The organism is Ruegeria sp. B11, assembly GCF_056539785.1.
Genome location: NZ_JBQFVO010000003.1, coordinates 127783 through 139075, shown reverse-complemented (window position 1 = coordinate 139075; position 11293 = coordinate 127783). Strand labels below are relative to the sequence as shown.

The following is an 11293-nucleotide window of genomic DNA, read 5'->3' as shown; positions in this document are numbered from 1 at the left end:
TGTATGGCAATGATCCCGGTCAAAGGGTTTTCAGGGCAGAAAGTAGCGGTTCTGGGGCTAGGTCGGTCGGGTCTGACCACCGCACGAGCGCTGCGCGCTGGCAGGGCTGAGCCGATCTGCTGGGATGACAACCCCGCCGCGCGTGAAGCGGCAGAGGTCGAGGGATTCTCGTGTGTCGATCTGCGCCGCCACGGGGCGTTTGACGATATTGCCGCACTAATTGTCTCGCCCGGCATCCCTCATCTCTACCCCGCGCCGAACCCGGTTGTGGCCGCTGCGTTGGAAGCCGGAGTTCCGGTCGACAATGATATAGGTCTGTTCTTTCGCTCTTTCGCAGGCCCTGAATGGAACAACTACGACATCCCACCGCGCGTCATCGCGGTGACGGGATCGAATGGCAAATCAACCACCGCTGCGTTGATCCAACATATCCTGACCGAGGCCGGGCGCGACTCGCAACTGGCGGGTAACATTGGGCGCGGCGTGCTGGACATCGACCCAGGTGGCGATGGATCGGTCGTGGTACTGGAGCTATCGAGCTACCAGACCGAACTGGCCCGCGCACTGACGCCGGATGTGGCGGTTTTCACCAATCTTTCACCTGATCACTTGGATCGACATGGTGGAATGGGTGGTTACTTTGCCGCCAAACGTCGCCTGTTCGCCGAAGGAGGTCCAGACCGCGCCGTGATCGGGATAGATGAGGCCGAGGGCGCGTTTCTAGCCGGGCAACTGGCCGAGGGGCCGTCGGATGACCGGGTGATCCGCGTCTCGGTGGCGCGCAAGCTGACCGGGTCGGGTTGGCAGGTCTTTGCCCGCAAGGGTTTCCTGTCGGAATACCGCAAGGGCCGTCAGGCCGGATCGATCGACCTGCGTGAGATCAAGGGCCTGCCCGGTGCGCATAATCACCAGAACGCCTGCGCCGCCTATGCCGCCTGCCGTTCGCTGGGCCTTGCTCCGCGCGTGATCGAAGACGCGCTGCACAGCTTCCCGGGTCTGCCGCACCGCAGTCAGATCATCGCCGAGGCGGACGGCGTGACCTATGTGAATGACTCGAAAGCCACCAACGTAGATAGCGCCCTCAAAGCCTTGAGCGCGTTCAAGAAGATACGTTGGATCTGTGGCGGGCTTGAGAAAGAAGGCGGGCTTGAGGCGCTGAACGGGGCAGGGGACCACGTAATCAAGGCCTACGTCATCGGGCGTGAGGCGGCGAGCTTTGCAATGCAGTTGCAGGCCGATGCGCAAGTCTGCACCACTATGGAAGCGGCGGTTATGCAGGCCATGGCCGATGCGCAGCCCGGTGAAACCGTTCTATTGGCACCTGCTGCGGCCAGTTTCGACCAGTATGACAACTTCGAACAACGTGGCGATGACTTCGTGGATCAGGTTAAAAAACGCCTCTGAAAGCAATGCGTTTGCAATAGATCGCCGGTTCGGCGAAGCTGTGGGCCTATCTGCTTGACGCACTGCCTGCATTGGTTTTTGCCTTCAGGAAATTCAACACGAGGTCATGAATATGCCAAACCGTAAACTTCTTCTGGTCGTTCCAGCGCTGCTGGCTGCTGCGGCTTGCACCAATACCGGGGCCAACTATCAGCCCGTGATCGATGGCCCTGTAGGCCCGAACTACAATTCGGACCTGTATCAGTGCCAGCAACTTGCAGCCTCGCAGGCCAGCGTTGACGGATCGACCGCAGGTAATGCCGCAATCGGCGCTGCAGGTGCTGCAGCCGTCACCGGCATCGTTCAGGACAGCAGCGACAACCTGGGTCGCGCCGCCGTTGCCGGTGCGTTGGTTGGTGCAGGTGCTGACGTGATCAACAAGAACCAGAACAAGGAAGTCATTGTGCGCAACTGTATGCGCGGACGGGGTTACAACGTCGTAGGCTAACGGCTTGCGATGGCACTTCCGGCGGCGTGGCCCGAGGACCACGCCCATTGGAAGTTGTAACCGCCAAGCCAGCCGGTGACATCCACCGCTTCACCAATGACATAGAGGCCGGGGACATCCCTGGCCTCCATCGTTTTAGACGACAGCCCGTCAGTGTCGATCCCGCCCAGAGTGACCTCGGCGGTGCGATAGCCCTCGGTGCCCGACGGCGTAAGCCGCCAGTTGGACAATGCGGCGATCAGTTCCGACAGCGCCGTGTCGGACTGATCCGCAAGATTGCCCTTCATCGGGATATGGTGTGCGAGGTATTCCACCAGACGCGTGGGCAGGTGGCGTGCCAATTCGGTGGTCAGCGCCTTGCGCCCAACAGCCTGCCGCTGATCGCGAAGCAGATCGTATAAAGGCAAATCGGGGATCAGGTTGACCCATATTGCCTCACCCTCGCGCCAGTACGAAGACAATTGCAGCACCGAAGGACCGCTCAACCCGCGATGGGTGAACAACAAAGCCTCGTCGAAACTGGTGCGCTCGTTTGATAGTCGAGCGGGCAGGGAGACGCCGGACAAATCCTTGAACCGACCGTCCGAGAAGGTGAACGGCACCAGCGCCGCTCGTGTCTCGGTTATCTGCAGCCCGAATTGCTGCGCGATGTCATAGGCCAACCCCGTCGCGCCCATTTTGGGGATCGATTTGCCACCCGTGGCCAGAACCAGATTACGACAGGTCAGAGGGATGTGCTTGCCATCGCGTTCGACATCCAAAGCGAAACCGCTTTCGGTTTTGCGCAAGTTGCGCAGCGACGTCTGCACCCAGAGCTCGGCCTCGGCCTTGACCATTTCATTCAGCAGCATCTGGACGATCTGTTTCGAAGACCCGTCGCAGAATAATTGCCCAAGCGTTTTTTCATGCCATGCAATGCCATGGCGATCGACCAGTTCGATGAAGTCCCACTGTGTATATCGCGCCAGCGCTGATTTGCTGAAATGCGGATTCTGAGACAGGAAATTGCCCGGTCCCGCATACATATTGGTGAAATTGCATCGTCCACCACCCGAGATGCGGATCTTTTCTCCGGGAGCTTTTGCATGGTCGATCACCAGCGCCTGGCCACCGCAATGGGCTGCGCACATCATGCCGGCCGCGCCAGCACCGAGGATGATCGTCTCGAAATCCATATGCTGCGCATGGCGTGGATTGTGAGCGATGGCAAGAGCGCAGACCAAAAACGGTGTGGGTTTGGCCACGGAATTTCTCAGCAGCACTTGGGTTTGTGCCATATGGTATGTGGATTTTTACTCGTAGTGCATTCTGACATGCTAGGCTCTGTGCTAATGCTTGCCGGTTAGATCTATTTAAAGGGATAGAAATATGCGCTTTCCAAACTTCATTACAGACTTTCCAAGACTAGACGTGCCATTTCCCGAAGACGTCGTGCAGACGGCAGTCATTCGATCTGATGCTGGTTTGGTCGCCTTTTTTACTTTTCTTAAAGAAATGGAACTCCCACTACATTCACATGGTGCCCAATGGGGTACGGTGGTGGAAGGAGAAATTGAACTCACCATTGGCGGAGAGACGAAAGTTTATCTACCCGGCGACAGTTATTCGATACCAGCCGGAGTGGAGCATGGCGGGCGCATCAAGGCGGGTTCCCGAGTGATCGATGTGTTTGAAGAGCCTGACAGATACCCCATCAAAGACTGACGATTTACTTTTTAAACAATGACGTTGGGCGCGGTTGATATTCCGATGAACTTAAGCCGTGTCTCAACTGGCCTTCGATCAGAACAGGCAACTTGCGCTGCTTGAATGCATGCGCGTTTGTCGACGTCGGCTCATTGTTCCGGAATTCCAGTTCTGCCTGTCATTCTGCTAGCCCAAATGTAAAAATCCCTGTAGACTCTCAATCAGATCCCGAAAACGGGACGTTAACGAGGCAGATAGTGGCGGTATCTCATGACTGAGATGGTGTATGGCGCGGTCCAGGACCAGCGCGGAGAACCGATTCTTCCGAAGTGGTGGCGAACGATTGATCGCTGGACGATGTCCTGCGTCCTGATCCTGTTTGTCATCGGGCTTTTGCTGGGGCTAGCCTCGTCGCCGCCACTAGCGGGGCGTAACGGGTTCGATCCTTTCCACTATGTAGAACGTCAGGCGATCTTTGGCGGGCTGGCGCTGGTCGCGATGCTGCTGACCTCAATGATGTCGCCGACACTGGTGCGGCGGCTGGCGATTCTGGGCTTTCTGGCCTCGTTCGTGGCGCTGGCCTTCTTGCCGGTCTTCGGTACAGACTTTGGCAAAGGCGCGGTGCGCTGGTATTCGCTGGGTTTTGCCTCGTTGCAGCCATCCGAGTTCCTCAAGCCCGGTTTTGTCGTGGTGGCCGCATGGCTGCTGGCCGCATCACAGGAAATCAACGGCCCGCCGGGGCGGTTGTGGTCCTTTGCACTGTGTATGTCCATCGTGGCAATGCTGGTGATGCAGCCCGATTTCGGGCAGGCCTGCCTGATCCTTTTTGGTTGGGGTGTGATGTATTTTGTCGCCGGAGCCCCGATGCTATTGCTGGTCGGCATGGCCGGGGCGGTCGTTCTGGGCGGCATGTTTGCCTATTCCAATTCCGAGCACTTTGCCCGTCGTATCGATGGTTTCCTTAATCAGGAACTCGATCCGACCACCCAGCTTGGGTATGCCACCAATGCTATCCGCGAAGGCGGCCTGTTCGGCGTCGGCGTGGGTGAGGGGCAGGTCAAGTGGTCTCTGCCTGATGCGCATACGGATTTCATCATCGCGGTCGCGGCCGAAGAATACGGGCTGATTCTGGTGCTGATTATCATCGCGCTGTACTCGCTGATCGTTGTGCGTTCGCTGCTGCGGCTGATGCGCGAACGCGACATGTTCGTCCGTCTGGCTGGCACTGGTCTGGCCTGCATGTTCGGCGTGCAGGCTATGATCAACATGGGCGTCGCCGTGCGTCTTCTGCCCGCCAAGGGCATGACGCTGCCGTTTGTCAGTTATGGCGGATCGTCCCTGATTGCTGGCGGCATCGCGGTTGGCATGTTGCTGGCCTTCACCCGAACCCGCCCGCAGGGCGAGCTGGGCGACATTCTGCGCGGACGAGGCTGATGGGCAAACCTTATCTACTAATCGCAGCAGGTGGCACCGGCGGCCACATGTTCCCCGCGCAGGCGTTGGCCGAGGCGATGCTACAGAAAGGCTGGCGTGTGCGCCTGTCCACCGACCCGCGCGGAGCGCGCTATACCGGCGCGTTCCCCGCAGACGTCGAGATTGTCGAGGCATCCTCAGCCACCTTCGCCCGAGGCGGATTAGCGGCCAAGATGTTGGTTGGACCCAAGATTGCTGCTGGAGTCACTAGCATGGCTGCGCAGATGATGCGTGACAAGCCGGATGTGTTGGTGGGCTTTGGCGGCTATCCGTCGATACCGGCGCTGGGCGCGGCCATCCTGCTGAAGCTGCCGCGTATGATCCATGAACAAAATGGCGTTCTGGGCCGGGTAAACCAACTGTTTGCCACGCGTGTGGCTCAAGTGGCCTGTGGTGTCTGGCCCACCGATCTGCCTGAAGGGTCCAAGGGCATACACACTGGTAACCCGGTTCGCGCCTCCGTTCTTGAACGCGCTGCTGCCCCCTATATCCCGCCTGGGGAGTACCCGATGTCCGTCCTGGTGATGGGCGGCTCACAGGGCGCACGTATCCTCAGTGACGTGGTGCCGGGGGCCATCGCTGCGCTGCCTGAATATCTGCGCGGGTACATCCGCGTCTCGCATCAGGCCCGCGATGAGGATGGTGAACGGGTCAAGGCCTTTTACGCCGATCACGGCATACGCGCCGATGTACAGCCTTTCTTTGACGACGTACCTCGCCGTATGTCCGACGCGCAGCTGGTTGTCAGCCGGTCAGGTGCCTCCAGTATCGCCGACATTTCCGTGATTGGCCGCCCGTCGATTTTGATCCCGCTTGCCACGGCTGCCGGAGATCATCAAACAGCCAACGCGCGTGGGTTGGTTCAGGCAGGTGGGGCGATCATGATCCCCGAAAACGCCCTTGACGTTCCCGCGCTGACACAGCAAATGACCACGGTTCTCACCAACCCCGAAGCCGCACAGCAAATGGCCCATGCCGCGCTATCGGTCGGGGCACCGGACGCCACCGAGCGTCTGGTCGCCCTTGTCGAGCAACTGGCGCAGAAGGAGACCTCATGAATCCAGCAACCAAACTGCCGCAGGACGTTGGACCGATCCACTTCGTGGGCATCGGTGGGATCGGGATGTCGGGTATCGCAGAGGTGCTTTTGAACCTTGGCTACCGTGTACAAGGTTCGGACTTGAAAACCTCGAAGATTACTGACCGGCTGGCTGGGCTGGGTGCTGAGATTTTCGAAGGCCAGCGTGCCGAGAACTTGCAGAACGCCGCCGTGGTCGTGGTCTCAACTGCGATCAAACCGGGGAACCCGGAACTGGACGAGGCACGCGCGCAGGGCCTGCCCGTCGTCCGTCGCGCCGACATGCTGGCGGAACTCATGCGCCTGCGCTCGAACATTGCCATCGCCGGAACTCACGGTAAGACCACAACAACCACTATGATGGCGGAACTGATGGTCGCCGGCGATTTCGATCCCACCGTCATCAATGGCGGCATCATCCACGCCTATGGCAGCAACGCGCGCATGGGGCAGGGTGAATGGATGGTGGTTGAAGCGGATGAGAGCGACGGCTCATTCAATCGCCTACCTGCAACCATAGCCATCGTCACCAATATCGACCCTGAACACATGGAGCATTGGGGCGATTTCGATAAGCTGCGGGACGGGTTTTACGAGTTCGTCTCGAACCTGCCTTTCTACGGTCTGGCGGTCTGCTGCACCGATCATGCCGAGGTGCAGGCTCTGGTCGGCCGCATCTCGGACCGTCGTGTGCGCACCTATGGATTCAACGCACAGGCCGATGTGCGGGCCGAAAACCTGACCTATAAGGGTGGCGTCGCCCATTTCGACATCCACCTACGCCATGAAGACAAGGTGATCGAAGGTTGCACCTTGCCAATGCCCGGCGACCACAATGTCTCTAACGCGCTGAGCGCCGTGGCCGTGGCCCGTCATCTGGGCATGAAGGCCAGTGAAATCCGCGACGCGCTGGCCAATTTCGGCGGCGTCAACCGCCGTTTCACGAAGGTTGGAGAAATTGACGGCGTCACCATCATCGACGATTACGGCCACCATCCGGTCGAAATCGCCGCCGTTCTCAAGGCCGCACGTCAGGCCACCGAGGGCCGCGTCATCGCAGTCCACCAGCCGCACCGCTACTCCCGCCTGTCCGACCTGTTCGACGATTTCTGCACCTGCTTCAACGACGCCGACGTGGTCGCTATTGCGGAGGTCTTTGCTGCAGGCGAAGATCCGATCGAAGGTGCCAGCCGTGACGATCTTGTGCAGGGCCTGATCCGCCACGGCCACCGCCACGCGCGCGCGATCTTGAACGAAGAAGACCTCGCCCGCCTTGTCCGTGAACAGGCCCGCCCGGGAGATATGGTTGTCTGCCTCGGCGCAGGTACGATCAGTACCTGGGCCAACGGTTTGCCTGACCGGTTAATCGCCAAAGCGAGCTAACCTCGTGGCGTTGTCGCTCATACTCGCCTGCGTCTGGGTCTTCGCTTCCACCATTGTGGCGATGCTGCCGATGCACCTGCAATTCCCACCGGGTGTTGTACTGTTTGCCAGCGCGCCTGCTCTGATTCTTTGGCTGAGTTTAGACTATGGCTGGTTCGTCGGAGTCCTGGCTGCTGGCGGTTTTGTTTCGATGTACCGCAACCCGATCCGCTACTACTGGCGCAAGTGGACGGGTAAAGAGGTGTCGGAATGAACTGGTCGATTGCGCTTGCCGGTCTGTGGGGTGTTGTCGCCAACGTGTTGGCGATGTTGCCCAGCAAGGACAACCATTGGCGGCGCGCCTATTTCCTGATCGCCGTTGGCGTCCCCATCCTAGGCTATGTCACCTATGAAAATGGTCCATGGATTGGGCTGCTGGTTCTGGCGGCAGGTATGTCAGTACTGCGCTGGCCGGTGATTTACCTCACCCGTTGGACAAAGGCGAAAATGCAGGGCATGAAGGCGGCGAACAAGTAACTGGCCATTTTCAGGAGGCCCCTATGGTCGACATCGCCACTTTCGCCTATTTGCCGCTGATTACCTTGATCCTCGGGACGCTTGCGGGTTTTGTCGCCGCGCGCTGGATCGGCCTCAAGGCACTGCTGTGGCTGATCGGGCTGACCTCGGCCCTTGGTCTGGTACTGATCATAATGCTGGCCAGTGTCGGCACCGGGGAAGAGGAACAGGCGTTCGGCCCCTTCGTCTGGCTGACCGGTGCGGTCCTGCCCTTCCTGTTTGCGGTGATCATGGGTGGAGTAGGCGGGCGCAGCCTTGCATCCCGGGAAGGCGCATGAGCGAACTGCCCGACGTCCGTGGCCGCTTGTCCGCGGCGCGCTCTCTTTCCGAACTCACCTGGCTGCGCGTCGGCGGACCAGCGGATTATCTGTTTCAACCCGCCGATACCGAAGACCTTCAGTCGTTTCTGCGTGATCTGCCTGCGGATGTTCCCATCTTTCCTATGGGTGTCGGATCCAATCTGATCGTACGTGATGGTGGTCTGCGGGCGGTGGTGATCCGATTGGGGCGCGGGTTCAATGGTATCTCGGTCGACGGCAACACCGTCAGCGCGGGTGCCGCCGCGCTGGATGCGCATGTGGCGCGTAAAGCAGCGGATGGAGGTGTGGACCTGACTTTCCTGCGCACGATACCAGGCTCGATCGGCGGGGCCGTGCGCATGAACGCGGGCTGCTACGGCAGCTATACGGCGGATGTGCTGCAAAAGGCTACCGTGGTCACCCGCGCCGGAGAGATCGTGGACCTGACCCCGCAAGACCTCAGCTTCCGCTATCGCCAGTCCGACCTGCCCGAAGGCGCGGTGCTGATCTCGGCGACGTTTCAAGGCCCCTCGGGCGATCCAGCTGAGCTGCACGCTCGCATGGAGGCGCAGCTAAAAAAGCGCGACGAAACTCAACCCACCAAGGACCGCAGCGCCGGGTCGACCTTCCGTAATCCAGCCGGGTTCTCGTCGACTGGGCGCGCGGACGATGTGCATGACCTCAAGGCGTGGAAAGTGATCGATGACGCGGGTATGCGCGGGGCCACAAAAGGTGGCGCGCAGATGAGTCCCAAACACTCGAATTTCATGATCAATACAGGCGACGCCACCGCCGCAGACCTCGAAGGTCTGGGCGAAGAGGTGCGAAAAAAGGTTTACGAAACAAGCGGCATCACGCTAGAGTGGGAAATCATGCGGGTCGGTGATCCGCTGGAAGAATAAAGCCCCGACCGTCAGACCATAACAGGCAAATTAGGACGACGGATCAAAGGCATAAACGCAGTACGGACCACCACATAAGGTCCGGGGACATTGAGGCGCACATTGGGTATGTCGAGCAGGACAAACCTCAAAGTGGCGGTATTGATGGGTGGCCCCTCGGCGGAACGCGAGGTGTCTCTCAGCTCTGGGCGCGAATGCGCAGCCGCTCTTGTGGGTGAAGGCTTTGAAGTGGTCGAACTGGACGCAGGTCCGGACCTTGCTGCTCGCCTTACCGATATCCAACCCGATGTGGTGTTCAACGCCCTGCATGGACGCTGGGGCGAGGATGGCTGTGTGCAGGGGCTACTGGAATGGATGCGCATTCCTTACACGCATTCCGGCGTGCTGGCTTCGGCCCTTGCGATGGACAAGCAACGCAGCAAAGAGGTCTACGCCGCCGAAGGATTACCCATCGTACCCAGCCTGATCGTTCCCAAGGTCGAGGTGGTCGAGGTCCATGTGATGGAGCCGCCCTATGTTGCCAAGCCCAACAACGAAGGCTCCAGCGTCGGCATCTATATCGTGCATGAAAATGCCAACGGCCCGCCGCAACTGGACGAGGCGATGCCTGATCAGGTGATGGTCGAGAAATACGTCGCGGGCCGGGAACTGACCGTGACCGTGATGGGCGATCGCGCCCTGACGGTGACCGAGATCATGACCGATGGCGGTTGGTACGATTATGATGCCAAGTACAAGCCCGGCGGCTCGTGGCATGTGCTGCCCGCCGAGATCCCGCAGGATATCTTTGACCGCTGCATGGACTATGCGGTTAAGGCGCATATTGCGCTGGGGTGTCGCGGCGTGTCCCGCACCGATTACCGCTGGGATGACAGCAAGGGTGCCGACGGGCTGTTCCTGCTGGAAACCAACACCCAGCCCGGCATGACGCCGACTTCGCTGGTGCCCGAACAGGCCGAGCATCTTGGCATCAGTTTCGGCCAGCTCTGCGCCTGGATGGTGGAGGATGCCTCATGCGACCGCTGACCGCCACCCGCGCGCCGGTGATCCACCGGACCAAACCGTTGGCGGGGCCGGATGCCGATTTCACCGCCGCGCCAAGGCCCGAGCCCAAAACCGAACCTAAGCTGCATTTGCGCGGGGCGCGTCTTTTTGGCCGTGCGCGCAACGCGGACCCCGCGCCCTCGCGCCTCAGCTACCGCTTTCAGCGCTGGATGCTCACCCCCGGCATCCGGCGCGGGCTAAAAATTGGCCTGCCGGTTCTGGCCGTCTTTGGTTTGGTGGGTGGCTTCTTTGCCGCCGAAGAACGTCGTGAGGCGGTCAGTACCTATATCGCCGACATCAAGACCTCGATCCAGGAGCGCCCCGAATTCATGGTCAATTTGATGGCCATCGACGGGGCAGGAACCGCACTGTCTGAGGATATCCGCGAGATCGTGCCGCTCGATTTCCCGCTCAGCTCGTGGGATCTGGATGTGGAGTTGATCCGCGACACCATCACCGGGCTTGACCCGGTGAAATCGGCAACCGTACGCATTCGCCCTGGCGGGATTCTTCAGGTTGATGTGGTCGAACGCCAGCCGGTCATCGTCTGGCGCACCCGAGACGGGATCGAGCTATTGGATGAAACCGGAGCTCATGTTGACCGTGTTTCAGCACGCGCCGATCACGCAGCCCTGCCACTGATCGCAGGGAAGGGCGCGAACAAACATGTCCCCGAGGCGCTGCAAATCCTGACCACAGCCCGCAGCTTGGGCGAACGCGTGCGCGGTTTGGTGCGCGTTGGCGAACGGCGCTGGGATCTGGTGCTGGATCGAAACCAGCGCATCATGTTGCCGACCGAACGTCCGGCGCGCGCGCTGGAACGCGTGTTGGCGGTGAACGAGGTTCAGGACCTTCTGGAACGTGACGTGGCCGTGGTCGACATGCGACTGGGGCAGCGACCGACCATCCGAATGAACAAAACGGCCAGCGAAGACTGGTGGAACACAAAAGTAGATGTGAGTAGCGGGCAGTAACGACCATG

General features: G+C 60.0%; 13 protein-coding genes. 12 read left to right on the top strand and 1 reads right to left on the bottom strand.

Annotated elements, in window-relative coordinates; all coding sequences use genetic code 11:
* Positions 1 to 9: 9 nt before the first annotated feature.
* On the top strand, positions 10 to 1404 hold the full coding sequence (murD, locus tag ACR0I1_RS12405) for a UDP-N-acetylmuramoyl-L-alanine--D-glutamate ligase (RefSeq protein WP_480706981.1): 1395 nt from the start codon (positions 10 to 12) through the stop codon (positions 1402 to 1404).
* Between the two features lie 112 nt (positions 1405 to 1516).
* Positions 1517 to 1891 carry a glycine zipper family protein gene (locus ACR0I1_RS12400; RefSeq protein ID WP_255611713.1) on the top strand — a complete coding sequence of 125 codons (375 nt, stop codon included), beginning with the start codon at positions 1517 to 1519 and terminating at the stop codon, positions 1889 to 1891.
* Here the strand turns inward: ACR0I1_RS12400 and ACR0I1_RS12395 are convergent.
* Complete coding sequence (locus tag ACR0I1_RS12395; protein ID WP_170401383.1) at positions 1888 to 3066, bottom strand: BaiN/RdsA family NAD(P)/FAD-dependent oxidoreductase; 1179 nt, start codon at positions 3064 to 3066, stop codon at positions 1888 to 1890. The two genes, ACR0I1_RS12400 and ACR0I1_RS12395, sit on opposite strands and share 4 nt — an antisense overlap.
* Positions 3067 to 3259: 193 nt before the next feature.
* Between ACR0I1_RS12395 and ACR0I1_RS12390 the strand changes: the two genes are divergently transcribed.
* The 10 genes from ACR0I1_RS12390 to ACR0I1_RS12345 all read left to right on the top strand — a co-directional run bounded on the left by ACR0I1_RS12390 (position 3260) and on the right by ACR0I1_RS12345 (position 11285).
* Positions 3260 to 3595: a cupin domain-containing protein gene (locus ACR0I1_RS12390; RefSeq protein ID WP_170392042.1), complete on the top strand. Its 336-nt coding sequence runs from the start codon at positions 3260 to 3262 to the stop codon at positions 3593 to 3595.
* A 252-nt stretch (positions 3596 to 3847) separates the two neighbouring features.
* Positions 3848 to 5011: a putative lipid II flippase FtsW gene (ftsW, locus tag ACR0I1_RS12385; RefSeq protein ID WP_480706712.1), complete on the top strand. Its 1164-nt coding sequence runs from the start codon at positions 3848 to 3850 to the stop codon at positions 5009 to 5011.
* Positions 5011 to 6108, top strand: coding sequence for a UDP-N-acetylglucosamine--N-acetylmuramyl-(pentapeptide) pyrophosphoryl-undecaprenol N-acetylglucosamine transferase (locus ACR0I1_RS12380; protein ID WP_170420828.1), 1098 nt, complete (start codon positions 5011 to 5013; stop codon positions 6106 to 6108). Before ftsW ends, ACR0I1_RS12380 begins: the two co-directional genes overlap by 1 nt.
* Positions 6105 to 7511, top strand: a complete 1407-nt coding sequence (gene murC / locus ACR0I1_RS12375) for a UDP-N-acetylmuramate--L-alanine ligase (protein WP_480706710.1) — start codon at positions 6105 to 6107, stop codon at positions 7509 to 7511. Before ACR0I1_RS12380 ends, murC begins: the two co-directional genes overlap by 4 nt.
* 4 nt (positions 7512 to 7515) lie before the next feature.
* Positions 7516 to 7764, top strand: a complete 249-nt coding sequence (locus ACR0I1_RS12370; RefSeq protein ID WP_170401374.1) for a DUF2484 family protein — start codon at positions 7516 to 7518, stop codon at positions 7762 to 7764.
* Positions 7761 to 8027 carry a DUF2484 family protein gene (locus ACR0I1_RS12365; protein WP_170392032.1) on the top strand — a complete coding sequence of 89 codons (267 nt, stop codon included), beginning with the start codon at positions 7761 to 7763 and terminating at the stop codon, positions 8025 to 8027. Before ACR0I1_RS12370 ends, ACR0I1_RS12365 begins: the two co-directional genes overlap by 4 nt.
* A 23-nt stretch (positions 8028 to 8050) precedes the next feature.
* On the top strand, positions 8051 to 8344 hold the full coding sequence (locus tag ACR0I1_RS12360; RefSeq protein WP_170392030.1) for a hypothetical protein: 294 nt from the start codon (positions 8051 to 8053) through the stop codon (positions 8342 to 8344).
* Positions 8341 to 9267, top strand: a complete 927-nt coding sequence (murB, locus tag ACR0I1_RS12355) for a UDP-N-acetylmuramate dehydrogenase (RefSeq protein WP_480567197.1) — start codon at positions 8341 to 8343, stop codon at positions 9265 to 9267. Before ACR0I1_RS12360 ends, murB begins: the two co-directional genes overlap by 4 nt.
* Before the next feature lie 108 nt (positions 9268 to 9375).
* Complete coding sequence (locus ACR0I1_RS12350; protein ID WP_480567196.1) at positions 9376 to 10293, top strand: D-alanine--D-alanine ligase; 918 nt, start codon at positions 9376 to 9378, stop codon at positions 10291 to 10293.
* Entirely contained in the window at positions 10281 to 11285 is a 1005-nt protein-coding gene (locus tag ACR0I1_RS12345; protein ID WP_170512290.1) for a cell division protein FtsQ/DivIB, read from the top strand. Before ACR0I1_RS12350 ends, ACR0I1_RS12345 begins: the two co-directional genes overlap by 13 nt.
* The last annotated feature ends 8 nt before the right edge of the window (positions 11286 to 11293 follow it).

What these genes read in the sequence shown, in the direction of transcription:
- murD (WP_480706981.1), top strand. Translation starts at nt 10, where the DNA reads ATGATCCCGGTCAAAGGGTTTTCAGGGCAGAAAGTAGCGGTTCTGGGG.
- ACR0I1_RS12350 (WP_480567196.1), top strand. Translation starts at nt 9,376, where the DNA reads ATGTCGAGCAGGACAAACCTCAAAGTGGCGGTATTGATGGGTGGCCCC.
- ACR0I1_RS12390 (WP_170392042.1), top strand. Translation starts at nt 3,260, where the DNA reads ATGCGCTTTCCAAACTTCATTACAGACTTTCCAAGACTAGACGTGCCA.
- murC (WP_480706710.1), top strand. Translation starts at nt 6,105, where the DNA reads ATGAATCCAGCAACCAAACTGCCGCAGGACGTTGGACCGATCCACTTC.
- ACR0I1_RS12365 (WP_170392032.1), top strand. Translation starts at nt 7,761, where the DNA reads ATGAACTGGTCGATTGCGCTTGCCGGTCTGTGGGGTGTTGTCGCCAAC.
- ACR0I1_RS12360 (WP_170392030.1), top strand. Translation starts at nt 8,051, where the DNA reads ATGGTCGACATCGCCACTTTCGCCTATTTGCCGCTGATTACCTTGATC.
- murB (WP_480567197.1), top strand. Translation starts at nt 8,341, where the DNA reads ATGAGCGAACTGCCCGACGTCCGTGGCCGCTTGTCCGCGGCGCGCTCT.
- ACR0I1_RS12400 (WP_255611713.1), top strand. Translation starts at nt 1,517, where the DNA reads ATGCCAAACCGTAAACTTCTTCTGGTCGTTCCAGCGCTGCTGGCTGCT.
- ACR0I1_RS12380 (WP_170420828.1), top strand. Translation starts at nt 5,011, where the DNA reads ATGGGCAAACCTTATCTACTAATCGCAGCAGGTGGCACCGGCGGCCAC.
- ACR0I1_RS12395 (WP_170401383.1), bottom strand. Translation starts at nt 3,066, where the DNA reads ATGGATTTCGAGACGATCATCCTCGGTGCTGGCGCGGCCGGCATGATG.
- ftsW (WP_480706712.1), top strand. Translation starts at nt 3,848, where the DNA reads ATGACTGAGATGGTGTATGGCGCGGTCCAGGACCAGCGCGGAGAACCG.
- ACR0I1_RS12345 (WP_170512290.1), top strand. Translation starts at nt 10,281, where the DNA reads ATGCGACCGCTGACCGCCACCCGCGCGCCGGTGATCCACCGGACCAAA.